This window comes from Leptospira sanjuanensis (assembly GCF_022267375.1).
GTDB classification, from domain to species: Bacteria; Spirochaetota; Leptospiria; order Leptospirales; family Leptospiraceae; genus Leptospira; species Leptospira sanjuanensis.
The window spans coordinates 3,953,429-3,977,362 of sequence record NZ_JAIZBH010000001.1 but is presented as its reverse complement, the minus strand read 5'-3'; the positions used below and the strand labels follow the sequence as shown (position 1 = coordinate 3,977,362).

The window sequence follows — 23,934 nt, the reverse complement described above, 5'->3', positions numbered from 1 at the left end:
TAAAACAAAAATCCCTTATACAAAGAGGTTTTTACGGGTTCGAATTGAAAAAATTTTTCCAATTCGATTGAATGATACGATTTTCCACTTTGTCTTCGGCGTTCCGACGACCTATGAATGAGAATACAGTATTTTTAGAAGAACTCTTGTACTCAAATGAAAATTCCGGAATCCGAATTCTTCTCCAAAAAAAGAAGATGTTTATGTTTGGGATAATAAATTATGTCGCAAAAGAAGAAATTAGAAGATTCCCGTATTTCGACTAACGTTTGTTAGTGTGTTTTTATCCGAAAGTATATTCAAATTTTAGAATATATCTTATAGAGAAAGGCGGAAAAACAATCTGGAAAGTGCGATGGTATCGATTCCGGTGATTCTTTTGTGAAGTTCTCCCTTAAATTCGAAGATCGCTTCGATTTTTGTGAGATTATTTTCGTAACCGGTACGCGTGTATTCGTAGATCAATACACGACTTACGAGTTCTAAGAATTCCTTGTAAGAAAAATTGTCCTTCCACTCGGGATGTTCGTCCTTGTAGGAAAGAATCCACGACTCGAGTTTCAAAAGATCAAGTTGTGTTTCCAGCCGATCTTTGATTTTTTCCTGAACGAGTTCGATTACTTCGGTCGGGCATTCGGAAGAAACTAAACTTCCTCCTTGAAACGGTAGCGCGATCGATCCGATGTTCGCCTGAATTTTTTTTAAATCGTTTTGATTCAAATATTGGAATGGAACACAGATCGCTCTACTCACGATCGTCTCTTTCAATTTGTCGATGTTGTTGACGATAAAGATGAATCTGGAAAACGGAGGAGCTTCTTCCAAAGATTTGAGCAACGCGGTTTCCGCTTCGTTGCCGATCAACGATGCATCCGGAAAAACGATAAAACGAAATCGGGAAAGATGAGGGCGATAGTTTAAGCGGGACCGAATCAACCATCGAATCGTAAATTCTTCCGGATTGTCTTCGCTTCCGATCGGAATGATCTTACCGCTTTCTTCCGGAAACCGAATGTAATCCGGATGCGAGTTGTGCATGAACGCTTTGCACGAAGCGCAGACTCCACAAGAAGTTCCTTCAAAGCATAATACATTCTTAATGAAACGTTCGGATGCGGATTCTTTTCCGGTACCGTCCGGTCCGTGAAAGATCAAAAGCGGTGGGATGGTCTCCGGTTTCGACGTGTATCTTTTTAAAAAAGTCAATGCGACTTCTTGTCCTAAAATATCGTCGAGTTGAAACGCGGAGGATGACATTCTTCTTAATAAACCGGGGTCAACCAGTGTCTGTATTTTTCTTCTTTATTGATTACGAGGTTGAAGAAGAGGCTTTGAATCTTTTTGGTGATCGGTCCCATCTCCGAGTTGCCGACTTTTCTATGATCGATTTCGGAAACCCAGGCGATTTGAACTCCCGTTCCCGAAAAGAAAACTTCGTCGGCGATATAAAGTTCGCTTCTGGATATGTCTCTTTCAACCACTTCGATTCCGTTGTCTCTTGCGATCTGAAGAACGCTTCTTCTTGTGATTCCTTCAAGAAGAGAAGAATTGATTCCCGGTGTGATGATCTTTCCGTCTCGGACTAAGAAGATATTCTCCGCCGAACCTTCACTTACAAATCCTCTCGCATCTAAGAAGATCGCTTCATCGAATCCGTTTTGAACCGCTTCCGATTTTGCAAGCGCCGAGTTCACATAGCCGCCGGAGACTTTGGACAAGGTCGGAATTACGGCGTCGTCGAATCTTCTCCAACTGGATACCATCGTTTTCAATCCGCGTTTCGTATCCAAGTAGTCGTTCAACTGAAGAATATAGATTGCGAGTTCGGTGGGAACGTCGTGAAAGCGAGGTGAAAGTTGCAGCGCAGAAGTATAAACGAATGGACGAAGATAAATATTCTCTTTGTAACCGCACTGACGAATCAAGTCGATGGTTATGTCTCTCAATTCTTCTTTTGTCTTATCCAACTTCAACTGCATGATCCGAGTCGAGTTAATCAGTCTTTGATAATGGTCTAAGATACGGAAGAGATAGATGTTATCGGTGTCTTTATCGTAGTAACCGCGGAGTCCGCCGAAGACGGTGGTTCCGTATTGAAGCGCGTGTGTTTGAATGCTGATCTTCGCTTCTGATTCAGGAAGGATTTTTCCTTCGAAATAGGATAGTTTCTTGATGGATTCTGCCATGGAACAGGAACCTGATAAGTGATATAATTCCATGAATCAATGTATCGGGTCTCTTGTCGATTCATCTTACGATCGAAGCTCGAACGTTGCGAAACATCCCATTCTAAAATTAGTAATTTATTTTCAGGAAGTTGAATCTCGATGATCGAATCCAAGAACCAATCTTTTTTCCCGAATCGTTTTGATTGTGTCGTTGTCGGCGCGGGCCATGCCGGTTCGGAAGCCGCTTACATCGCTTCTAAAGGTGGAGCGAAAACTCTTTTGATCACGATGAACTTGGATACGATCGGTCAGATGTCTTGTAATCCTGCGATCGGCGGTATCGCTAAGGGACATATGGTAAGAGAAGTCGACGCACTCGGCGGCATCATGGGCAAGGTGATCGATAACACCGGAATTCAATTTAAGATGCTCAACACTTCCAAAGGTCCGAGCGTTTGGGCGCCGCGCGCTCAAGCGGAGAAGAAAGAATATCAACTGAAAGTAAAACATACTCTCGAAGCGGAAAAGAATCTTTCGATGCGTCAGGATACGGTCGAAGAACTTCTCATCGAAAACGATCAAGTGGTCGGAGTAAAAACAGGCCGCGGTTTTGAAATTTATACGAACCATGTCATCTTAACCACTGGGACTTTTTTATCTTCTCTCGTTCATATCGGAACGTATCAAAATGAAAACGGAAGAATGTGCGAACCGACCGTCAAAGGTCTTTCGAAATCTTTGGCGAAATACAATTTGAAGTTGGGAAGATTGAAGACCGGAACACCGCCCCGCATTCATAAGAACTCGGTCGACTTGAGTGTGCTTGCGATTCAAGACGGCGATCTTCATCCTTCTCCCTTTTCTTTTTCAACGGAGAAGATCACTCGTAGACAAATTCCATGTTATATCACATACACGAACGCCGAGACTCATAAACTCATTCATGAAAATCTAAGTTTGTCTCCGATGTACTCGGGACAAATTCAAAGCACCGGACCTCGTTATTGTCCTTCGATCGAAGACAAGGTAGTTCGATTCGCGGATCGTGAGCGACACCAAGTCTTTCTCGAACCCGAAGGGTATGAAACAACAGAGATCTATCTCAACGGTGTTTCTACAAGTCTTCCCGAAGAAGTTCAATGGAAGTTGGTGCGTTCTCTCAAAGGTTTGGAGAATGCGGAGATCGTGAGACCCGGTTACGCAATCGAGTATGACTATGTCGATCCGACCGAGTTAAAGCCTACGCTCGAAACAAAAAAGATCAAAGGTCTTTATCATGCGGGACAAATCAACGGCACGACCGGTTACGAAGAAGCGGCCGCTCAAGGACTCGTAGCAGCTTACAGTGTTCTACATTCTCTGAAGAATTTAGAACCTTTGTTGTTCAAGAGAAGTGAATCGTATATCGGCGTGTTGATTGACGACTTAGTGCACAAGGGCGTTGAAGATCCTTATAGAATGTTTACTTCCCGGGCGGAACACAGACTTCTTCTTAGACAAGACAACGCCGATCAAAGATTGATGAAGTACGGTTACGAACTCGGTCTTGTCGATCAGGAAAGTTACGATCGGATGAAAGACCGTTACGAAAGAGTAAACTCGGTTCGTGAAAAGATTTATCAGATTCCGCTCAAACCTTCAAAGGAATTTCAGGATCTTTTAGATCAAAAAGGGATCACGAACTATAAGTTCGGTATGAAGTTGGATTCTTTTTTGAAACGTCCCGAGATTAAGATCGAAGACGTCGAGTTTATGCTTCCTGAAGTACGTTCTTGGTCTGAGTCGGAGAAAAATATTCTCGAGATGGAAATCAAATACGAAGGTTACATCAAACGGGAACTCGAAACGATTCAATGGAAGAATAAATATTTGGATCTTGCGATTCCGGAAGATATAAACTACGAGTCTATTGCCGGACTCAAGAAAGAGGCGATTCAAAAACTGAAAACTCATAAGCCGATGACTTTGGAAAAGGCCGGTCAGATTTCCGGTGTGGATCCAAGCGATGTCGACTTGTTGTTGTATCACATTAAGGGAAAAAGAAAACAAGAAGCGGAGGCTTCTTGATCTTTGTCGATTCAGGATGTTATCTGTAGGAACTCCTACTTAAGTTTGAAGTCTGTTCCTATGATTTGCTGTCGGAGTTCCGACAAGGGTTGTAGGAACTCTTACTTCGTTAGGAAATTTTTCCAACAAGGAACGAGCACGGTAGGAGCACCGACAAGGAATCAGATAAGCTGATTATAGCTCCGACCAAACTCGGAATTTGAGTCACGTTTCATGTGAAACGTTTTTCAACAGCCCGGATATATCCGGGCTTTTTCTTTTTAACCTCTTTCGCTTGGGCCGAGATCAAAGATTTTTTTTATTTTGCAATGGAACAAAATCGAAAACTGAATCGATTGGATCTCCTTATTTTCTGAAAGTTATCTGTGGAATATTTTTGTTTCTCTTTAGGTTCGAAAAGATTCAAAAAACAAGTAGGCCTAAGGTTCCGACGTTCAAAGTAGCTTCTCGAATAGCTACGAGCGAGCTTCATTGAATGGTAAAGATCATTTATTTTTCCGCGCTCCTTGATCGTTCCGCATTTAAATAATATCATCCTTCAACTCCCCTTCCCGAATCTCCGCTTGCTTATCCTCATATCTTTTCTATTCGGAGTTGAAGATGTATCTTAGAGGCGATTGAAGTTCAAAAGAATCACATCGGTTGAGAGAACAGTCTTTCCTCTTCGAAATCGGAAAGGAATTTATCGAAGCAAAATTCAGGTGAAGTGGTTGGGTTTTAAGAAGGAGATCTTACTAAGAGCCGATGCATTCAGATATGTGGAAAACCATAGATAGGTTGGATCGACGAGAATCGATTTAGTGACATTACTTTACAGACAAAAGTTAAAGGATATTAGGAAGATCCAAATGCGGATCGGATAAACGGCAAAGCTTGCCCGCCGCCTCAATATTGGGGCGGCGTAAAAAGTAGAGATTACTTGTAAATCAACTCGTGAGTCTTTTGAAGTTCCCACTTGTTGTTCTGTTTCACGTGAAACGTGAAACTTTGGAGCTGACTGTTCGAATCGTAGTTCATTTGATTCTTTCTTTCTTGCTCACCCTGAACGTTGAGTCGCGTAAGCAACTTCCCCTTCTCGTCATATTCAAACTTGGTCGAAGCGATTTGTTTTTTCTCTTCGTTATAGATGTTCTGGATCAAGGCTTTCGGATTTTTTGCATCTTGGATCAGAGTAAACGTTTCGATTTCTTTCGAGTCGGGCCAGTTTGTTTGTCCGGACTTTGCAAAGTTCTTATCCCAAGAGATGATGTTGGATTTTAAAAGCAGTTTGTTCTCTTTATCGAAAACTTCCACGAGGTCGATCTGGCCTTTCGGATTGTAACGAAAGGTTTTCGTCTCAAGAAGAAGATTTTCTTTATCAAAGAGTTCTTCTCGAACAACTCTTCCGTCCTTGTATTGAAAGACGGTCGAGCCGTCCGCTTTCCCTTCCGCATTTAAATAAGACTCTTTAATCAATTTTCCGGAAGCGTCATATTCGTACGTCGCGGTATAGACGACTTTGCCGTTTGCGTTCTTTACGATTTCTTTAACGGGACCGTTCGCATTGTTTCCAAAAACATACTGATCGATATGAGACCACTTGCCTGGAGTAACGGCGAAAATCATTCCCGGAAAAAGTAAAAGGGAGAATAAAACTCGAATCATACGATAACCTCTACACTACAATCATCGGAAAACAATCAAAAAGATTAACCGGCAAATCGGAGACGAGGGTTGAAAAAGCATTCGATTCTTCTGTGTAAATGCCTTGAAAGGAAATCGGGACGCGTTATTTTCTTCCGCACCGAGGAGAATTACAAATGAATTGGAAGAAGATCGCACTCGGCTTTTTAGGAGCCGTCGCATTGTTTTTACTTTATACGATCTTTATTACAGAAAAAGGAATCCAATCCTTAACACCGAAGGCTAAGTTCGAAAAGCGAGACTATGGGAAACTCGCTGAAGAAGCTTCGAAAGATTTACAGGCTTATCTAAGAATCAAAACTGTTCGCGGAAACGAAAAGCAAGCGGCCTTGTTTTTGAAAGGACTCTTCGATAAACGCGGGATCAAAACTACGATCTTTGAAGTTCCGGGTAAACCCGAGCGCGCGAGCATCATGGCGGAGATGAAAGGAAGCGATCCTCATGGCGGTCTGATTCTTACAAGTCATATCGACGTCGTGGAAGCCGATCCTGCCGAGTGGGTGGAACATCCTTTTTCGGGAATTAGAAAAGGGGACCGTATCTATGGTCGAGGCGCAGTAGACGTCAAAGGTCTCGGCATTATGGAACTCTATGCGTTCTTTCTAATCCACGATTCCGGAATCAAACTCAAAAAGAATCTAATGTATCTCGCAGTTTCCGATGAAGAAAGTCGGTCCGAGTTCGGGATGAGATTCTTAATCGCAAAACATAGAAACATTTTCAATGGATATGAATTCGTTCACAACGAAGGCGGAGTCGGTACGAAAGATGTCGTCATCAAAGGAAGTAAGATCTTCAACATTCAACACGCGGAAAAAGGCGCGGTATGGTTGGACTTGGAATCGGAAGATATTTCCGGTCACGGTAGTACTCCGCCGATTCAATACGCCGCATTGAGTCTGATCGATTTTCTTACCGAGCTCAAGAAGATGAATGAAGTAGTTATCATCAAAGACGAAACCGCTTCTTTCTTTTATCAAATGGGAGAAGTAAGTCCCTTTCCGAATTCTTTCGTCTTAAAACGTTCTCGCAATCCGTTGTTGGGAACGATCTTGAACGGAGTCATTCGTTCGAATAAACATTTAAGAGCGATGACAAGCAACTCGGTGAGTATTACAGGAGTCGATACGCATCCTGCCGGTATCAATGTCATCACTTCGAAAGCGAACGGAACGATCGATATCCGTATTCTTCCCGGCTTCAATGAGAATGAAATCTACGAAAAGGTAAAGAAGCTCGGTGAAAAATACAGAGTGAAAGTAACCGCGAGACATCTTGAACCTGGGACGACTTCTCCCGTTGATTCGAAATACTTTAAAATCTTATCGGGTGTCGTTCAACAAGTCGTGCCGGGCGCGGTGATTACTCCCTTCTTGTCACCGGGAACGACAGACTCTTCTTACTTGCGTCTTGCCGGCTTCCAGTGTTACGGTTTAATTCCGGCGTTGATGACTTCGGAAGAGATCGATGGGATTCACGGTAAGAATGAAAGTACGACGATCGAACACCTCAAAACGGGAATCGAAATTCTTCATAAGTCGGTGATCGAATTCAACAACGCCTCCGATTGATTTCATAAAGTTCAGGGTGAGAATTTGCCGTTCCACTCTGAACTTCCTTCTTTATCGCATTTCTTAAAGTAAGTCTTCAAAATTCGTTTTTAGATTTTAAAAATTGTTATTCGCGATCGTTGTTTAAGAAAAATTTCCGCTCAATTTGTTCGTCCTGAAATTCAAATCTCCGCTGAATTGGTCTGTCGTGAAATTTCAATCGAATGAGACGCTTAAAAACTTTGAGATTTTCAGAATATAAAAATAACATTTAGTTCTGTGGGAGTTCCCACAAATGATTCTTCATTGAATTCTTATTCAAGTTTTCCGTAATTGAAGATGTGTGAGTTCCTACAAATTATTTCTCTTTAGATCTACTCGAACGAATTTGTTCTTCAGATTTTGTATGAGTTCCCACAAATTACGTCACATCCAATGTGAATAGACTCTTACAAAACTCTCAGTAATCTAGAATCGTAAGAGTTCCCACAAGTCACAGCGCTCTTTCTTTTCTTCTTCGATTTCAAGCCTTCGAATCCCTTTCTCTTCCGACAAATTCACCACTAAGTCATTCCATCCAGTCGAATCAAATCGAATTCGATCAAATTCTGTGAAGACACTACGAATCAAAATTCCACACTTGTTCCATGCAAGATCCGAAAGAATTCTCCATCGAATCGATTCAAGAAAGATTAAAGGAAAGATTTCCGAAAGAAACTGATGAAATAATTTATTTATTCGATTGGAAGTTGATTCTAAAGTTTGCGATTTTCCTAAGAGAAAAAAACGAAGCGGGTGGATTTTTTTCCAAAAGAGATTCGGAAGAAATTCTGGATCGTCACGTGTTGGAATCCATCTATCACGTCTTTGCGATCACGAAAAAAGTCGGCTCTTGGAAGGGAATTCAACTCGGAGACGCGGGAACTGGACCGGGAATTCCGGGCTTTTTCTTTCGCTGCTTGAAGGATCATCCGGTTGTCGTATTGATCGATTCTCAAAAAAGAAAACTTTCGCATACGGAAACTTTTGTTCGTTCGAACCAAATTACCGATGTAAAATTTCAATTCATCCGTGCGGAAGAATCAAAACTTTCTTTGAATTATGTCGTATCAAGAGGATTTATTCCGTATCCGTATAGCGTTGAGGCAGTTTGTAATCTCATCAAAGTTGGAGGAACTTATGTCCCATTTTTAGGAAAACATGATATAGATGCAAAGTTGGAAGAGAAGGTTCTTTCTTACTCCGGTTTTAGTTTAGAATCTTCGGAAGAATTGCCTTCTCTTGAATTTTTAGGCATGCGACATATTAAATTCTTGAAAAAGGTTTCTAGCCCGAGGCATGGTTATCCAAGAGCTTGGAAGGATATCAGCAAGGAGAGTAAGGGCGGAAATGGGAAAGATCGTATCGATTAGCAATCAAAAGGGCGGTGTCGGAAAAACGACAACCTCTATCAATCTCGCGGCCAATCTTGCTTCGATCGGAAAAAAGGTTTTGATCATCGATATGGATCCACAGGGAAATTCCGGTTCCGGATTGGGAATCGAAATCAATACTCTCGGTAAAACATCGTATGAGTTGCTGTTAGGCGAATCTTCCGCGAACGAATGTATTCAAAGAACGAACGTAAACAATCTTCATATCATTCCTTCCAACATCAACTTGAGCGGCGCCGAGGCCGACCTTCTTGCCGAGGATCAAAGAGAATACAGATTAAAAAACGCAGTCTCGGAACTTCGCACGGAATACGATTATATTTTGATCGATTGTCCGCCTTCTTTAGGAATCTTAACGATCAACGCCCTTTGCGCGGCGGACAGCGTAATGATCACGCTTCAAACTGAATATTTCGCTCTCGAAGGTTTGACTCAGCTGATGAAAATTATTTCTCTCGTTCAGAACCAACTCAATCCTTCCTTGGAACTGGAAGGAGTTCTTCTTACCATGTTCGATAAAAGAACCAATCTCGCGAACCAAGTCGCCGAAGACGTTAAATCCTATTTCAAAGATAAAGTTTATACGACCATCATTCCAAGAAACGTAAAATTAAGCGAAGCCCCGTCATTCGGACAAACGATTATGAGTTATGATCCGGAAGGAGTGGGTGCGCAGAGTTACAGAAGTTTAGCTCTGGAAGTCGCAGGGAAGAATTAAGAATGGCTGTTAAACCCAAAGCCCTCGGTCGAGGGCTTGGAAATCTGATTCCTGTTAACGAAAACAAAACGCCGATGGATTCTTCTTCGGAAGGGGCTCTTCGTGAAATAAAGATCAGCGAAATCCGTCCGAATCCAAGTCAACCTCGGAAAACATTTTCGGAAGAATCTCTTCGTGAACTTTCGGAAACGATCAAGGCGCACGGAGTCATTCAACCGATCGTCGTAAAACAATCCGATTCCGGTTATGAAATCATATCCGGCGAACGGCGTTATCGAGCATGTAAACTTGCGGGTTTCGTAAAGATTCCAGCGGTCGTTAAGAACGTTTCCGAAAATCAATCCATGGAAATGGCGATCATCGAAAATATCCAGAGAGAGGATTTGAATCCAATCGAAGAGGCGATCGCATACAAAACTCTTTCCGAAAAATTGAATTTAAAGATCACGGATATTTCCGCTCGTGTCGGAAAGAATCGTTCCACAATTTCTAATTTGATTCGTTTGCTTCAGTTGCCGGATTCCGTTCAGGATTTGATTAAGAATGGGAGAATCTCCGAAGGTCACGCAAGACCTCTTCTTTCTTTGGCCGATCGAAAAAAGATAGAACAACTCGCGTATCAAATCGCAGAGAAAGGTTTGACCGCGAGACAAGTGGAAGACTTGGTTTCCAATCTCACGGAAGAACGTTCTTCCGCTCCTGAAAAGAAAAAACCTCGTAAAGACGTCAACATCGTCGAACTCGAAAATAAATTCCGCAGAAAGTATTCGATGAAGATAGAAATCGGTCACAATCAAAGTTCCGGCAAAGGAAAGATGACGATCGCTTATCCGAATCTCGAAGCGATGGAAAAAATTCTAAACGCTTTGGGCCTCTAGCGTATCAACTTTCAAAATCCGATCAAGTTGTTCACTTCGATCGGTTATCAAGATCAAATTAAATCATTCTAAACCCGTGATCGATTTCGGTGCGGATCGAGGGAAACCGAAATATACCCACGATTTCGCATTCGCATACCATCGTGAGATTCTTATTCTCAAGAGATCGTCAAAGTCCAAGTCGTCCGAGCAAAGCCTTGGAAAACGTTCGAGCTTGAAAAGATACATAGAGAAATTTCAAAAATGCGAAATTCTAAAAAACCGCCAATCCAGAATATATTTCCAATATGGAGAATTGTTTGATTTGTAACGGTTCTATAAAAGGAAACGGAACATATTCCGTTTCCTTAAGGAAAAGAAAAATTTCTATTCTTGAATATCCAACAACAAGCCGCGTATGTCCGTAAGTGATTTTAAAAGTTTAAATGCGGAATTCCCTTCGTTCATAATCAGTTCGGCTAAAATTTGAATCTTTTCGTCGATGATCTTCACGACGTGATAGATCTTCTTAGCCTCGCCTTTCATTCTTCTGGAAAGAGTTTCGACTCGCATGTTCTGATCGACTACGGCTTTTGTGATCGCTTGAACGTGTTTTTGATATGCTTCTAAATTTCCAAGAGAAGGAAGGTCCAAAAATCGTTTTTCGATTTCCGGGAGTTCTCTCCAAAGTGAGTTTAGATCCTTTGTAGTATCGGAGCCGGATGGAACGATTTCTTCGAGAATATCTAGAAATGAAGAAGAAACGGTTTCCACTGTTTCCGTAGAAGTTGCGGCGCTTCCGCCATTTAAGGAAGAAACTCCGTTCTTCTTAGCTTTCGAAGCGTTTTTAGTTTCTGTTTCTTTTCGAGGAGGTTGGTAAGGCGGTATTAATACTTTCAATGTGCAACTGGGTTAATCTTACAATTGCCTTCGAATTGTACCCCTTCTTCCATCACGATTCTAGGAGATACGATATCTCCTTTCATTCTGCAGGATGCAAGTAGAGTGACCCGTTCGCTCGCGTAAATATTCCCGTTGATTTCACCGCCGGCGACCACAATTCGGGCTCTGATATCCGTATCGACGATTCCGGATTTACCGATTAGGACTTTTCCTTCGGTTTTTATCGAGCCGCGGAAAATTCCGTCGATTCTCAAGAGCCCGGAGAGTTTAAACTCACCGCTGAACTCGGCGCCTTCGCCGATGATACTATTTACGATTAAGTGTTCTTCTGTTGTGGCCATTCAGTCCTGAATTTGGTTGAGGAAAGCAAACGGATTGATCGCTCTTGTTCCAACGTGGATTTCATAGTGGAGCATGTAGTTCGGAGAGGCCTCAGTCTTGCCGACAAAACCGATCACTTCGGTTTTAGAAACTTGTTGGCCTTGTTTTACTTTTAAGCGGTCCATATTCGAATAGATCGTTTTCCATCCGTATTTGTGTGCTACTTTTACGAAGTAGCCGGTGTTTCTCGTATGGCCGATTTCATATACGGTTCCGGGAGCGGTGGCGAGAACTTCCGATCCTGCAAAAGAACCGATGTCCACACCGCTGTTGTATTCTCTTCTTCCGGTGATGGGATTGAAGTAGGCTCCGTATGGATAAAGAACATAACCTTTGACCGGCCAGATGGAAGGAGTTTGTTTTAAGATGTTCTTTCTCTTTTTAAGAATCGAGATGATATCTTGCGTGAGTTCGTTGCTGATTCTTAGATTGTGAACGTCTTCTTTCAATCTAAATACGGCGGCGCCTTCGGGAAGGTCGTTCGCGGGAGAAGTCGAGGATTTCGGTTCGATGATGGACGGGGGTTGTGTGGAAAGGTGTTCGGCTCCTCCGATTCCTTTGGAGACTTTTGCAGGATCTCCGCCGAGTCTTACATAAAGTCTCGCCAATCTTCCGTAATAGTATTCCACGTATTCGTGAAGAGAATTGATTTCTTCTTTCATCTTCGCGGATTGGCGGATAAAGTCTTTGTTGGAAAGATTGAGTTCGGTCAACTGGTGAACGGATCCGCTATGGCTTAAAACATTGATGGAACTGATGATAAGAAGAATAAAAATCGTTCCGATGAAGATGGAAATCGCTCTGTAAGAGATGTGAAAGTTGATCGTTTTCTGTTCGGAGTGAGGAATGACCATTACGGTCAGTCTTTCTTTTCCCTTTCGATTGAGTTCGGAAAGTTTTAGATCTAGTTTGAGCTTGTACTCTTGATACTTGTAACGGAGTCTATAGTAAATGAGTGCGGAAGTTGCTTTAATATCCACGGTTTATGTCCCGAAACTTGGTTTTGAGCCGAACGCTTTGACCTGTCTGAAGAGATCCTAAAAAATCTCTTTTCAGTCAATCGAATTCACAAAAAGTGACTCACTAAAACCGGATTTCTATGGTTTCTATCGCCGATACACATTGTCACCTTGATATAATACAATCCCAAGGTCTGCAAATTGCAGATTCTTTAAAAAATGCTTCGGAATCCGGCGTAAAAAAGATCGTCCAAATCGGGATCGACCTTGAGAGTTCTTTACGCGCGCAATCGATAGCGAACGAATATTCGAATGATTCGTTAGAGATTCGATATTCGATCGGATGTCATCCAACGGAAACGCATGAGTTTCCAAATAAGGAAGAAATTCTTAAACTCGTATATGAGAACTTAGGCGATCCAAAACTTTCAGCGATCGGCGAAATCGGTCTCGATTATTATCACACTGCGGATACGAAAAAACAACAGGAAGAAATTTTAGAAGCCTTTCTGGATTGTTCGTCTAAAACCCAATTACCGGTTGTGATTCATTCCAGAGACGCAAAAGAAGACACCGTTTCGATTCTTAAGAATTTTCGCGACCGCGCTTTCGGCGTGATTCATTGTTTTACATACGACTATCCGACCGCGAAAGCGTTAGTCGACATCGGGTATTATATTTCTTTTTCGGGAATTGTCGCTTTCAAGAATGCGACGGAAATTCAAGAAGCCGCCCAAAAACTTCCGTTGGAATCGATGCTGATCGAAACGGACGCTCCGTTTCTGGCCCCTCCTCCGTTCCGCGGAAAAAGAAACGAACCCGCTTATATGAAATTTATTTTGGATAAGATGTTTTCACTCAGACAAGAATCGAATGTCGAAGTGGAACGTAAACTTTTTGAAAACAGTATTAAATTTATGAATCGTAAGGCGTACCATCACAATGCTTGATCTGCGTTATATAACTGAGAACACGGAAGACCTCAAAAAAGTTTTGGAACTCAGAGGTTTCAAAGAAATCGGAATCATAGATCAACTCAAGTCGATCATCCATAGAAAACGAGAATATCAGAAAGAAGCCGATAACCTTCGAGAGGAAAGGAACAAGGTCAGCAAAGAAGTCGGTAAAATCAAACAATCCGGCGGGGATATTACGGAAATTTCCGCTTCGGTTAAACTGGTCGGCGAAAAAATCAAAGAGATCGAAACCAAACTCGAGTTGGAAGAAAAGGCGCTTTACGATATCAATTTAGGACTTCCTAATGTTCTGGATCCTAAGGTTCCGGAGGGGAAATCAGAACACGACAACGTGGTTCAATACGAAATCGGAACGATTCCGAAATTCTCCTTTGCTCCCAAACCGCATTTTGAAATCGGAGAATCCCTGAACTGGATCAACTTTGAAAAAGGTGTGAAACTTTCGGGCGCGCGCGCGTACACGTATTGGAAAGACGGCGCGAGATTGGAAAGAGCCTTGATGAATTTCATGCTGAACGTTCACACGAAAGAACACGGTTATACGGAAGTTTGGGTTCCCGTGATGGTGAACGACGAATCGATGACCGCTACCGGACAATATCCTAAATTCAAAGACGAATTCTATAGAATCGAAAAGGATGAACTCAATTTGATTCCGACGGCGGAAGTTCCTCTGACCAATTTGTATCGTGATGAAATCATCCCCGAGGATCAACTGCCGATTTCCGTAACGGCGCATACTTCCTGTTTTAGAAGAGAAGCGGGTTCGTATGGAAAGGATACGCGCGGTCTTGTGCGCGTGCATCAATTTCAAAAAGTCGAACTCGTTAAGTTTTGCAAACCGGAAGATTCGGAAGAGGAACATAAAAAGATGTTGTCCCACGCGGAAAACATTCTAAAGAAATTAGAACTTCCTTATAGAGTGATTATTCTTTGCACCGGTGATATTTCCGCGAATTCTTCGATTACCTATGACATCGAAGTTTGGATGCCCGGTTTGAATCGGTTTATGGAGATTTCTTCCGTTTCCAACTTCCGCGACTTTCAAGCGAGAAGAGGACGGATCCGTTATAAATCGAAAGACGGAAAAAATCAGCACGTTCATACGATCAACGGTTCCGGTCTCGCGCTCGGAAGAACTTACGCGGCGATCTTGGAAAACTTTCAGAACGAAGACGGAACGGTTCGGATTCCGGAAGCGCTGAAGCCGTATTTCTAAATAAATCGAAAGCTTTGTCCGATTTCTGAATTTTTCGGCTCAGGTTTTTCTCAAAAAAACGGATAATGAACTTAGGGAATCTTTTCAGAATTCCCGGAGTCGTTTATGCGTTTATCTATTTCTCAAATCATAAAATCGTTCGTTGCGGTCGAAATCGAAAATCGAATGGTTCCCGTTTTCGAAACGATTCAGTCATCGCTGGACAAAAGGAACGGTTTTAAGTTTTTCGGAGTCTTGTTTTTTATATATTCTATTTTCTTAATATTTCTTTTGCCGTTCGAAATTTCTTCCCAAACCGCGGAAAAAACCCGAACGTCCGCTAAACAAAAACCCGAAAAGCTCAGAGGCTCGATCAACACAGGTTTGAACGAATTCGGAATCAGTCTAACGGACGACGGAAACGTTCTCTACTTTTACTCCAAGAGGGAGAATTCCAATTATACCGACCTTTACAAATCGACCCGGGTGGGCGAAGAATGGACCAGCGGATCTGAAATCGAAATTTTAAATTCGAACTTTGACGATCAAAGTCCGTTCATCTTAAATAAAGAAGAAGGAATCATCTTCTCTTCGAATCGAGACGGTGCGATCGAATTTCAACTTTCCAACGGAAAGATCGGAGTTTCCCGCGATCTTTATTTTTCGAAAAAGGTGAATTCCTCTTGGGCCGCGCCCGTCGTGCTTCCGAGAACCGTAAACACCGAGGAGATCGAAGAAAATCCGTTCTTGTACAACGATCATTTGTATTTTACGCGTTATCCGTTTGCTCAAGTTGCGGAGGCCGATATTTTCGTTTCAATTTACAGAAACAAAACTTGGGAGAAGGCGACAAGTTTACCCGAACCGATCAACTCGCCGTATTCCGAAATTGCCGCCACAATCAGCAAAGACGGGAAGACGATTTACTTCTCTTCCAATCGGCCCGGCGGTTACGGAGGTTATGATTTATACAAATCTTCGATTCTTGCAAACGGCAATTATTCGGAACCGATCAATCTTGGACCGGAAATCAATACGCCGGGAGACGAAGCGTTTTATTTGGAGGCGGGTGACGGACGCACGTTTTATTTTTGCAGAAGAAGCGGCCGCGACTATGACATCTATTCCAATCTTTCCAATCCGTTTCAACAATTGGAAAAAGGAAAATCCATATCGCTCGACAACATTCATTTTGCATTGGGTTCTTACGAGATTCTGGAGAATTCTTTTTCTATATTAGAAAATTTGCATTCTTACTTAAAAGACAATCCGAACGTAAAAATCAAAATCACGGGCCACACCGATTTGAACGGAGATCCTCAGGACAATATGGTCTTAAGCCGCAATCGGGCGAACGCCGTGAAAGATTATCTTCTGAAAAAAGGGATCGATTCCGGAAGAATCAGCACGGACGGAAAAGGAAGTTCCGAACCGGTCGTTCCGCAGAAAAATCCCGAGACGGATTACAAGAATAGAAGAACCGAGTTTCAGATCATCGGTCCTTAGAAATTGTGTTTTCGTTTTAAAAATGCTCTGGAAAAAAACAAGGTTCGATTCAGCATTTGTTTCATGTTCGAGAAAAGAATCCTTTGTCTGCTCTTGGTTCTCGTTTTTCCCTTTGCACTTTTTTCTCAATCGGAATACGCCGGTTCGAGATTGGAAAAGATTCTTTCCAAAAAGGAACTAGTAGTCGGCGTCAATAAGCAGTACGAACCGTTCTATATCGAAAATCCGAAAGAAGGTTATCCGGGAATCGACGCGGAGCTTGCAAAACTCTACGCGGATTATCTCGGCGTCTCTTTAAAGCTCGTTCCGCTAAAAACGTTTCGTCAATTTTCGGAGGACATCAAAGCCGGTAAGATCGATCTCGCGTTAGCCGGAATGTCTACGGACCTAAACCGGGGAAAACAAGTTACGTTTTCGGATCCGTATCTCGTAACGACTCCGGCCGGTCTTGTGAGCAAAAAGATTCTTCCCCCCGAACCGGAAGGAAATATCGTCACTTCGAGACGTTTTATCAGCCTCGCGGATCTTTCCACCTTGAGCGGACTCGTAAGTTTTTCAGTTCGCTCCAATACGACGAATCACATTTATCTTCAGAAAAAATATTCCAAACTTCCGATTTATAGTTATCTTTCCGACTCGATAGCAGTCGACAATCTCGTAAGCAACAACGTGACTTGCTTTGTGGCGGACAGTTTTTTCATTCTCACCCTATTGCAAAAAAATCCTTCCTTACGAGCGAATTATCTTCCTCTTCTGGGAACCGTTCAGGAGGAAAATATCAGCGCAGCGCTTCCACAGAATGATCTTATTTTTGCGGATAATTTGAACTTCTTCATTAAGGAATTGAAACGGACCGGTGTTTTGGAAGAGTTAAGAAGCCGATATTTTAATCAGAACAACTGGGTAAAATGATCCGTGTCCATCGACCTTTTTAAAAAGGCTTATCGCTTCTATTCCCTTTTGTTATTTTTAATTCCTTCTTTGCTTTTTTCCCAAGAGATCGAAGAAAAAACGAAGCTCGACTTTCAGGGAAATTACAGGGTTCGCGGATTCAATCTCGGTCGAGATATTTTCACTTCGCGCCAAACCGCCGCGACTCCTTACGACAAAGAAGCGTTCAAAACAGAAGAGCAACAAAGAAATCAAACAGCGGTCGACAATGAAGTCGCGGAAAGACTCAAAGGGAATCCAAGCACCTTGTCTCCTCCTAAAGAAGACATTTCTTACTTTGATACGAGAATGACCGTCAACATGAACTTCAACACTTCGAAATACTTTGAAGCGCTTTGGGGCGTTCAAGTCGGGGACATCACGTTCGGAGGAAAAGGGTTCGGTCAAAATTCTGCGACCGGTCCCGGACAAGGGGGAGAAGCAGGTTTTAGCGCCCCCGTGAACATTCAAACCACGTTTTTATATTTGAACTTTAAACTTCCGGAAGACGCGTTTAGTTTGCGGGTCGGTCAGCAGCTTTTTTCTTCTCCGAGAGGAAGGGTCGTGTTTACGCCTGGAACCGGCGTTACGATCAACAAAGACTTTCGTTTATGGAACACGACGATCGAAGCGGGTTGGTTCGTTGCAAGGCAAAACGCACAGCTTGATTTGGATAAGAATACGTACGCGGATAAGAATTACGTCGGCACGAATATTTACTTTTACGAAATCAAAACGAGTTTTTTCAACAACGTAAAGCACGAACTCTATTCTTACTTTTTGGATGATACGATCAACTCGATCGATAAGACGACGAACGCGAAAGGAAACGTGATCGCTCTGGATAGCGAAGTCGGCCAGTTGTTTTGGCACGGTTTTATGAACGAGATCAACTTGTCCAATTTCGGATTTGTCGTTCACGGAATTTACAATCACGGAACGGTTCATGCGTTGGATCCGTATCGAGACAGTGCGGGAAACATATTATACAACCGATACAGCAGACACGGAATTTCCGGCGGAATGGCCGATCTTCAATTTTCGTATCGTTACAGTGAGAATCTTACTATCAACTTGATCGGAGTCGGAAGTACGGGGCGCCCCGGTTTTGATAAGGACGGAACCAAAGCCAACCTTCGAGGCGGCGGTTATAAAACCTTGATGCCCGGGTATTCCATATCCAACATCGCAAACGACTTTACCGGCGGTTACGCGCTTTTTTCGGGAAAGGATTCAAGCGGTTTATATGAGTATGGAATCAACGGAGACTTTGTCGTCTACGGTCCTTTGCTCTTGACCTTGGGTTATTATCGTTTGTATGGAACTCGATCTCCGTACATCGAAAACAATCGTTACTTCAATTTTGAAAACGGATATAAGACCAACGCTTTTTTCGGACACGAAGTCAATATCAACTTACGATGGAACGCGTTTCGGGATATGCAGATTCTGATGAGATCCGGCTACTTCGTCGCGGGCGACGGGTTAAAGGCTTACTTGGATACGACGCAGGGAAAAATTCTCAGGGAATTTTTCGTAACCGCGGAACATAGATTTTAAGAATTCACTTAAAGTTGAAGTCGGGAGCGGATTGCCCTTCCCAAAGTATATTGATCCGACAATTCGATCGAACCTCCGACCGTAATGCCGTATGCGATCCGAGTTACGTTCACCGAAAGAGGTTTGAGTTGGTTCGCTAAATAGTCCGCAGTCGCGTCGCCTTCCAAAGTCGGGTTGGTCGCGATCAAAACTTCTTTCACTTGTTCCGGTTCGATTCGCTCCAAAAGTTCTTTGATGCGAAGGTCTCTCGGTCCAACTCCTTCCAAAGGAGAAATGACTCCGTTTAACACGTGATATTTGCCGTGAAATTCTCTCGTGTTCTCGATAAAGAAGATGTCTTCCGGTTGTTCGACAACGCAAAACGTATGTGTGTCTCTTTTTTCGGAAGTGCAAATGTCGCAAACTTCCGTTTCCGCATACGAACCGCATCGTTTACAGAATTTGATTCTGCTTTTGGTATCCGTAAGTTGATGAACGAATTGATTGAATAGTCCTTGTTCCAAACGCAAAAGATGAAAACTGATTCGAAACGCGCTCTTTCTGCCGATTCCGGGAAGGGAGGAAAGCGCCTCCACCATTTCGTCAAGAAGATGATTAGCCAAGATTTCCGCCGAACATTTTAGAAATTTCTGAAAGATCCAAACCGCCCGAAGCAGATTGAAATTCGTATGCGGTCGCTTCTCTCGCTTTTTTAAGAGCGTCGTTTGTTGCGGCCATTACGAGGTCTTCGAGCATTTTGTTGTCGTCCGCGTCGAACAGTTGTTTGTTGATGAATACGTTCGTGATTTGACCTTCTCCTGTGGCTGTAACGGTAACCATTCCAGCTCCCGCGTCGCCGATCACGCGAATCGCAGCGATACGTTTTTTTACCTCTTCCATTTTTTCACGGAAAGCGCCCATGTTGGAAAGAAGTTCGGAAAAGTTTTTGATCTTATCAAACATAACGTTAAGAATCCAGTCTCGGAATTTTACTTCGATCGACTTCCGTACCAAGAAATTTTTTCTTTATCTCGGTGCTCGTATCGAATTTCTGAGGATTCGCTTCGGAAGTAAGAGAAGGTTTCGAACTTTCGGCCGACATCGATTCCATGTTTGAATCCTGTTCATTAGACTCGAAATGAGATTCCATCGCTTGAGAAAGCGGGTCATCTTTTTTTTTAGAAGCTTCGCTTTGGGGAGTGTTTTTAACGGAAGACTCGGCGGATGCGACAGGATTGCGACGTTCCGCTTCGGGAGCGGCGTTCTTAGAACCTTGGACCATCAAAATCAGATGATTGATCCGATCGACCAAACCCGCCAAACTCGGATAAGTCAATTCTTCAACCAGCTTCTTGATTTGGATTTCCGTAAAGACCTTGATCTCGAAAGAGTTTCTCAGACGGATCGTTTTGATTCTTTCGTAAATTTCGAAAAGTTTACCCGAAAGAAAATTGAGTTTGGAAGAATCCACATTCTCAAAATCGGATTTCATTTTCACGAGATCTTCTTTCGGAAAGTTGACGGACTCCGGATCGGCAAGAGAATCGCGGATCAAGTTTAAAGTATGAGTGAATTCGATCGAGTCCCATAGGAATTTGTAAATGTCCTGACCTTCCTGATAAAGCGACTCGAGAATTTCAAGAGCCTTGGAATGATTGTCGGGGTCCACGAGACTTTTGATAAACGAAGTCAAGAATTCGATACCGTGATAACCGATCATCTTTCGGATTCCGGCTCCGAGAAGTTTGGAATCGGTGAACACGATCGCTTGTTCCATAAAGGAAAGCATATCTCTGACGGAGCCGTCGCCCTTCTTCGCAACCCAGAAAAGCCCTTCCTGATCGTACTGTACGTTTTCTATCTTACAGAGTTTTTCGGAATAATCCTGCAGAACGGACAAAGGAACTTTTTTAAAAATAAAATCCTGACATCTGGAAAGAATCGTCTCGGGAATTTTATGAAACTCGGTCGTTGCTAAAACGAAGACTATATGAGACGGAGGTTCTTCGAGTGTTTTTAATAGAGCGTTGAACGACTGGTCCGTCAACATGTGGACCTCGTCTATAATATAAACCTTATATTTCCCGCCCATCGGCGCGAACTTGACGTTGTCTCTGAGTTCGCGGATGTTTTCGATGCCTCGGTTGCTCGCGGCGTCGATCTCGAGAACGTCGCTGGAAATTCCGCGCGTGATCTCGACGCAGGAAGAACATTCGTTGCAAGGTTCGTTGTCGGCTGGGTTCTGGCAGTTTAAACGTTTTGCGAGAATTCTTGCAATGGTAGTTTTACCCACTCCCCGCGGACCGAAGAAGATATAAGCGTGACCGATTTTGCCGGATTTAAGAGCGTTTTGAAGGGCACCTATGGCGAGGTCTTGATGGATTACGTCCCGAAATCTCTGCGGGCGATACTTCCGGGAAAGGACTTCGTGAGTTCCTGCCATAATACGGAGTCGGAGAAGCCGGGATTCGAACCCGGGGTGCTTTTGGCACACATGCTTTCCAAGCATGCACAATAGACCACTCTGACACTTCTCCTGTTGCTTTCAGGAATTCTGTCGAGAGGCTGTACGTCAATTGAATTTCTTTCTTCTGGCTTTGAAAAACGACTTGAACGCATTTTTCGAAATCTCAGCCGGAATACAAATGAGTTCGGGGAAAAAATTTCGAGAATAGATCGTTTCGATACTCAGAGAAGAAATTCCTTCTCCCTGTTTTGCAGGCAGAAGATAAATTACTTTCGGAATTCTAGAAAGAAGAATCGTTCCCGCGCACATCAAACAAGGCTCTAAAGATGTGATGAGAATACAATCCGAGAGATAACGAGTTTTCAGTTTTTCCTTCGCGTCTCGAATACAAAGAATTTCGCTATGAAAGGAAGAATCCTTGTTCTTCTCCACTTCGTTCAACGTTTCGCTGACGAGCTCTTGCTTGTGATAAATTCTAGTAAAGCTGGGAATTTCTTCTCCTGCGTGCAAAACGAGATTCTCCATTCTCTGTATAAAGTCGGAAAGAATGACATCGCCTAACGAAGAATTGAAATTCTCGCCGATAGAAATGCCTGCATTCGTAAGAATATGTTTTTTTCCAACTCCATTCTTATCATTTAGAGATCCGCGCATAGAGATACTCTACAAATTCTTCTTGATCGGACCTTCGGTAAATGGTTTTTTCTACGGAATGATTCTCTCCGCGAAGTTTTTACATAACGAAGTCTCGGAAAACAGAAACAATTCCGTCTTAATCCGTCTGAATTCCCCCACCGGAGCGGCTAATCCCGATCGAAGACCGATCGTATTAGGATTGGCGATCGATAGAAGCTGGTCGATGAAAGGAGAAAAGTTGGAAGCGGTCATTCAAGCGGCTTCCTCTTTGGTCAACTGGTTGACTCGAAGAGATTTTCTTTCCATCGTCGCTTACGCGGAAGACATTCACGTAATTCAACCGATCGTACAACTCGTCGAAAAAAATTCGATCGTCAATCGGATTCATACGATTCTTCCGGGAACTTCCACAAACTTATCGGGGGGATGGCTGCACACGTTACGCGGTTTGGAGATGTTTTCCGATCCATCCGTTTATAAACGCGCGATTCTATTGACGGACGGAAATCCTACGCAAGGGATTACGGATCCGGTGGATCTGATTCAGATCGCTTCCGATCATTACAAAAAAGGAATATCAACCACCGTTATCGGTTTCGGAGACGACTTCAACGAGATTCTTTTGAAGGATATTGCCGATGCCGGCGGCGGAAATTTTTATTACATAGAAAGTCCGGAAGGAACCGGAGATATTTTTTTCCGCGAGTTCGGAGATATCGGTTCCTTATACGCGCAATCCATCGAGACGAAAGTTTTGTTCGGGAAAGACGTGGAGTTCTTAGAATTGATAAGCGACATTCCCTTTTATACCGAAATGGATCCGGATCAACCGAGCAGAATCAAATCGGTCGTTCTTCAATGCGGAGATATGCGCGCGGACGACATTAGAAACGTCGTGGTTCGGGTCAGGACACATCCTGAAAATCTGATCCACAATTCGGATCAAATCGGGGGAATCAAAATATCGAGTTCGTTTTACAATCTTAGCGATAAGATGAAATTGGAAAACGTCGAGTTCGAGTTAAAGCCGGATTGGAAATCCCAATCGGTCAAAGAAGACGCGGACGTGATCGTGGAAACGATCGTCGCAAAATCGGGAAAGGCTTTGAAAAAGGCCAGTTCCTTGATCAAAGAAGGTTCGTTGGAAGAAGCTTCTAAAATCCTGAGTGCGTTGATTAAGGAAGTGGATCATCAGATCGATCTCGCCCCCGAAGTTATGAGTTCTTTGAAATCGCGTCTGGAGGCTCTGGAAGCGAAGATTAAGGAGAATTCGAAAACGGCCGGAAAACATCTGATGGCCGGCGCTTCGGACATCCAATATAGAAACATCGATCCCATTTCGGAGGATATCGAATATCACGATCAAATCTTCGTATATAAATCAACGGGCGATATCGATTTGTATAAATGTCCCGAGTTGAAAACCAACATTCAGGAAAAAATGCACGAAGGGTTTCGGTTTATCGTCATCAATCTGAAAGCTTCCTCTTATATCGATTCGTCGGCGATCGGCACCTTGATTCAGATTTCAGGTTGGTTGAAAAGAAGAGGCGGCGAGTTGGTCGTTTCCGATTTAAGAGATTCTGTGAAAAAGGTTTTCTCGATCACAAGATTGGAAAGTCACATTCGGGTCGCGGATACGGAAGAAGCTGCCCGGATCGTCATCAACGATGTGATCCAGGAAAGAAGCCTTTGAATCACATCGCAAGCGGCCGAGCTATTCTTTGACTTCGCTTTCCGCTTCGATTACCGCTTCTCTGATTTCGTCGTAGAGTTCGGGCGGAATGGCGATTCCTTTTTGAGTCGGTTTTTTTTCGCCGTCTTTGTCCGTATACCAAACTCGAAGGTTCAGATATTTAGTTCCTTTGTATTCGGATACTTCCACCCGAATCACTTCTCCTCTGCCCTTGTCTACGTCACGGATAATTCCCATTCACAATTCTCCCGGAACCGCACCCGAAC

The 23,934-nt window shown here is 43.1% G+C and carries 22 protein-coding genes and 1 tRNA gene; 11 read left to right on the top strand and 12 right to left on the bottom strand.

Annotated elements, in window-relative coordinates; translation table 11 throughout:
* Positions 1-318 precede the first annotated feature (318 nt).
* Together LFX17_RS17985 and LFX17_RS17980 are read right to left on the bottom strand one after the other, a co-directional pair.
* A complete protein-coding gene (locus tag LFX17_RS17985) occupies positions 319-1,257 on the bottom strand; it encodes a hypothetical protein (RefSeq protein ID WP_238731454.1) in 939 nt (312 codons plus the stop codon).
* Between the two features lie 5 nt (positions 1,258-1,262).
* Positions 1,263-2,186: a branched-chain amino acid transaminase gene (locus LFX17_RS17980; protein WP_238731453.1), complete on the bottom strand. Its 924-nt coding sequence runs from the start codon at positions 2,184-2,186 to the stop codon at positions 1,263-1,265.
* Positions 2,187-2,327: 141 nt separating this feature from the next.
* Between LFX17_RS17980 and mnmG the strand changes: the two genes are divergently transcribed.
* Positions 2,328-4,235, top strand: a complete 1,908-nt coding sequence (gene mnmG / locus LFX17_RS17975; protein WP_238747606.1) for a tRNA uridine-5-carboxymethylaminomethyl(34) synthesis enzyme MnmG — start codon at positions 2,328-2,330, stop codon at positions 4,233-4,235.
* A gap of 915 nt (positions 4,236-5,150) precedes the next feature.
* On the opposite strand, the gene LFX17_RS17970 is transcribed toward mnmG, so the two are convergent.
* Positions 5,151-5,879, bottom strand: a complete 729-nt coding sequence (locus LFX17_RS17970; RefSeq protein ID WP_238731451.1) for a hypothetical protein — start codon at positions 5,877-5,879, stop codon at positions 5,151-5,153.
* Positions 5,880-6,034: 155 nt separating this feature from the next.
* Between LFX17_RS17970 and LFX17_RS17965 the strand changes: the two genes are divergently transcribed.
* From LFX17_RS17965 to LFX17_RS17950, 4 genes are all read left to right on the top strand, one after another.
* A complete protein-coding gene (locus tag LFX17_RS17965; protein WP_238731450.1) occupies positions 6,035-7,489 on the top strand; it encodes a M20/M25/M40 family metallo-hydrolase in 1,455 nt (484 codons plus the stop codon).
* Positions 7,490-8,115: 626 nt separating this feature from the next.
* Positions 8,116-8,880: an RsmG family class I SAM-dependent methyltransferase gene (locus LFX17_RS17960; RefSeq protein WP_238731449.1), complete on the top strand. Its 765-nt coding sequence runs from the start codon at positions 8,116-8,118 to the stop codon at positions 8,878-8,880.
* Positions 8,858-9,619 carry a ParA family protein gene (locus LFX17_RS17955; RefSeq protein WP_118954512.1) on the top strand — a complete coding sequence of 254 codons (762 nt, stop codon included), beginning with the start codon at positions 8,858-8,860 and terminating at the stop codon, positions 9,617-9,619. Before LFX17_RS17960 ends, LFX17_RS17955 begins: the two co-directional genes overlap by 23 nt.
* Positions 9,620-9,621: 2 nt before the next feature.
* On the top strand, positions 9,622-10,497 hold the full coding sequence (locus LFX17_RS17950; RefSeq protein ID WP_238731448.1) for a ParB/RepB/Spo0J family partition protein: 876 nt from the start codon (positions 9,622-9,624) through the stop codon (positions 10,495-10,497).
* Positions 10,498-10,863: 366 nt separating this feature from the next.
* On the opposite strand, the gene LFX17_RS17945 is transcribed toward LFX17_RS17950, so the two are convergent.
* The 3 genes from LFX17_RS17945 to LFX17_RS17935 are packed head-to-tail and all read right to left on the bottom strand — an operon-like array spanning position 10,864 to position 12,740.
* Positions 10,864-11,376 carry a YaaR family protein gene (locus tag LFX17_RS17945; protein WP_238747604.1) on the bottom strand — a complete coding sequence of 171 codons (513 nt, stop codon included), beginning with the start codon at positions 11,374-11,376 and terminating at the stop codon, positions 10,864-10,866.
* Positions 11,373-11,720, bottom strand: a complete 348-nt coding sequence (locus tag LFX17_RS17940) for a bactofilin family protein (protein WP_010573154.1) — start codon at positions 11,718-11,720, stop codon at positions 11,373-11,375. Before LFX17_RS17940 ends, LFX17_RS17945 begins: the two co-directional genes overlap by 4 nt.
* Complete coding sequence (locus tag LFX17_RS17935; RefSeq protein ID WP_238731446.1) at positions 11,721-12,740, bottom strand: M23 family metallopeptidase; 1,020 nt, start codon at positions 12,738-12,740, stop codon at positions 11,721-11,723.
* Between the two features lie 119 nt (positions 12,741-12,859).
* On the opposite strand from LFX17_RS17935, the gene LFX17_RS17930 reads away from it, so the two are divergent.
* The 5 genes from LFX17_RS17930 to LFX17_RS17910 all read left to right on the top strand — a co-directional run bounded on the left by LFX17_RS17930 (position 12,860) and on the right by LFX17_RS17910 (position 18,890).
* Positions 12,860-13,669, top strand: coding sequence for a TatD family hydrolase (locus LFX17_RS17930; RefSeq protein ID WP_238747602.1), 810 nt, complete (start codon positions 12,860-12,862; stop codon positions 13,667-13,669).
* Positions 13,662-14,915, top strand: coding sequence for a serine--tRNA ligase (gene serS / locus LFX17_RS17925; RefSeq protein ID WP_238731444.1), 1,254 nt, complete (start codon positions 13,662-13,664; stop codon positions 14,913-14,915). Before LFX17_RS17930 ends, serS begins: the two co-directional genes overlap by 8 nt.
* A gap of 105 nt (positions 14,916-15,020) precedes the next feature.
* On the top strand, positions 15,021-16,400 hold the full coding sequence (locus LFX17_RS17920) for an OmpA family protein (protein ID WP_238747600.1): 1,380 nt from the start codon (positions 15,021-15,023) through the stop codon (positions 16,398-16,400).
* A gap of 63 nt (positions 16,401-16,463) precedes the next feature.
* Positions 16,464-17,312, top strand: a complete 849-nt coding sequence (locus tag LFX17_RS17915) for a transporter substrate-binding domain-containing protein (protein WP_238747598.1) — start codon at positions 16,464-16,466, stop codon at positions 17,310-17,312.
* A 3-nt stretch (positions 17,313-17,315) separates the two neighbouring features.
* Complete coding sequence (locus tag LFX17_RS17910) at positions 17,316-18,890, top strand: hypothetical protein (RefSeq protein ID WP_238747596.1); 1,575 nt, start codon at positions 17,316-17,318, stop codon at positions 18,888-18,890.
* Between the two features lie 8 nt (positions 18,891-18,898).
* Here the strand turns inward: LFX17_RS17910 and recR are convergent, their stop codons facing one another.
* The 5 genes from recR to LFX17_RS17885 all read right to left on the bottom strand — a co-directional run bounded on the left by recR (position 18,899) and on the right by LFX17_RS17885 (position 21,861).
* On the bottom strand, positions 18,899-19,492 hold the full coding sequence (recR, locus tag LFX17_RS17905) for a recombination mediator RecR (protein WP_255717858.1): 594 nt from the start codon (positions 19,490-19,492) through the stop codon (positions 18,899-18,901).
* On the bottom strand, positions 19,485-19,832 hold the full coding sequence (locus LFX17_RS17900; protein WP_238731440.1) for a YbaB/EbfC family nucleoid-associated protein: 348 nt from the start codon (positions 19,830-19,832) through the stop codon (positions 19,485-19,487). Before LFX17_RS17900 ends, recR begins: the two co-directional genes overlap by 8 nt.
* A gap of 4 nt (positions 19,833-19,836) precedes the next feature.
* Positions 19,837-21,312 carry a DNA polymerase III subunit gamma/tau gene (gene dnaX / locus LFX17_RS17895; protein ID WP_238747594.1) on the bottom strand — a complete coding sequence of 492 codons (1,476 nt, stop codon included), beginning with the start codon at positions 21,310-21,312 and terminating at the stop codon, positions 19,837-19,839.
* Positions 21,313-21,322: 10 nt separating this feature from the next.
* Positions 21,323-21,406 (bottom strand) — tRNA-Ser (locus tag LFX17_RS17890).
* 35 nt (positions 21,407-21,441) lie between these two features.
* On the bottom strand, positions 21,442-21,861 hold the full coding sequence (locus LFX17_RS17885; RefSeq protein WP_406600540.1) for a nucleoside deaminase: 420 nt from the start codon (positions 21,859-21,861) through the stop codon (positions 21,442-21,444).
* A 187-nt stretch (positions 21,862-22,048) separates the two neighbouring features.
* On the opposite strand from LFX17_RS17885, the gene LFX17_RS17880 reads away from it, so the two are divergent.
* Positions 22,049-23,668: an anti-sigma factor antagonist gene (locus LFX17_RS17880; protein WP_238731437.1), complete on the top strand. Its 1,620-nt coding sequence runs from the start codon at positions 22,049-22,051 to the stop codon at positions 23,666-23,668.
* Positions 23,669-23,689: 21 nt separating this feature from the next.
* Here LFX17_RS17880 and LFX17_RS17875 read toward each other — a convergent pair whose 3' ends face one another.
* Complete coding sequence (locus LFX17_RS17875) at positions 23,690-23,905, bottom strand: transcriptional coactivator p15/PC4 family protein (RefSeq protein ID WP_118954526.1); 216 nt, start codon at positions 23,903-23,905, stop codon at positions 23,690-23,692.
* Between the last annotated feature and the right edge of the window lie 29 nt (positions 23,906-23,934).

Coding starts and splice junctions, on each gene's coding strand:
- LFX17_RS17985 (WP_238731454.1), bottom strand. CDS start 1,257: ATGTCATCCTCCGCGTTTCAACTCGACGATATTTTAGGACAAGAAGTC.
- LFX17_RS17980 (WP_238731453.1), bottom strand. CDS start 2,186: ATGGCAGAATCCATCAAGAAACTATCCTATTTCGAAGGAAAAATCCTT.
- mnmG (WP_238747606.1), top strand. CDS start 2,328: ATGATCGAATCCAAGAACCAATCTTTTTTCCCGAATCGTTTTGATTGT.
- LFX17_RS17970 (WP_238731451.1), bottom strand. CDS start 5,879: ATGATTCGAGTTTTATTCTCCCTTTTACTTTTTCCGGGAATGATTTTC.
- LFX17_RS17965 (WP_238731450.1), top strand. CDS start 6,035: ATGAATTGGAAGAAGATCGCACTCGGCTTTTTAGGAGCCGTCGCATTG.
- LFX17_RS17960 (WP_238731449.1), top strand. CDS start 8,116: ATGCAAGATCCGAAAGAATTCTCCATCGAATCGATTCAAGAAAGATTA.
- LFX17_RS17955 (WP_118954512.1), top strand. CDS start 8,858: ATGGGAAAGATCGTATCGATTAGCAATCAAAAGGGCGGTGTCGGAAAA.
- LFX17_RS17950 (WP_238731448.1), top strand. CDS start 9,622: ATGGCTGTTAAACCCAAAGCCCTCGGTCGAGGGCTTGGAAATCTGATT.
- LFX17_RS17940 (WP_010573154.1), bottom strand. CDS start 11,720: ATGGCCACAACAGAAGAACACTTAATCGTAAATAGTATCATCGGCGAA.
- LFX17_RS17930 (WP_238747602.1), top strand. CDS start 12,860: ATGGTTTCTATCGCCGATACACATTGTCACCTTGATATAATACAATCC.
- serS (WP_238731444.1), top strand. CDS start 13,662: ATGCTTGATCTGCGTTATATAACTGAGAACACGGAAGACCTCAAAAAA.
- LFX17_RS17920 (WP_238747600.1), top strand. CDS start 15,021: ATGCGTTTATCTATTTCTCAAATCATAAAATCGTTCGTTGCGGTCGAA.
- LFX17_RS17915 (WP_238747598.1), top strand. CDS start 16,464: ATGTTCGAGAAAAGAATCCTTTGTCTGCTCTTGGTTCTCGTTTTTCCC.
- LFX17_RS17900 (WP_238731440.1), bottom strand. CDS start 19,832: ATGTTTGATAAGATCAAAAACTTTTCCGAACTTCTTTCCAACATGGGC.
- dnaX (WP_238747594.1), bottom strand. CDS start 21,312: ATGGCAGGAACTCACGAAGTCCTTTCCCGGAAGTATCGCCCGCAGAGA.
- LFX17_RS17885 (WP_406600540.1), bottom strand. CDS start 21,861: ATGGAGAATCTCGTTTTGCACGCAGGAGAAGAAATTCCCAGCTTTACT.
- LFX17_RS17880 (WP_238731437.1), top strand. CDS start 22,049: ATGATTCTCTCCGCGAAGTTTTTACATAACGAAGTCTCGGAAAACAGA.
- LFX17_RS17875 (WP_118954526.1), bottom strand. CDS start 23,905: ATGGGAATTATCCGTGACGTAGACAAGGGCAGAGGAGAAGTGATTCGG.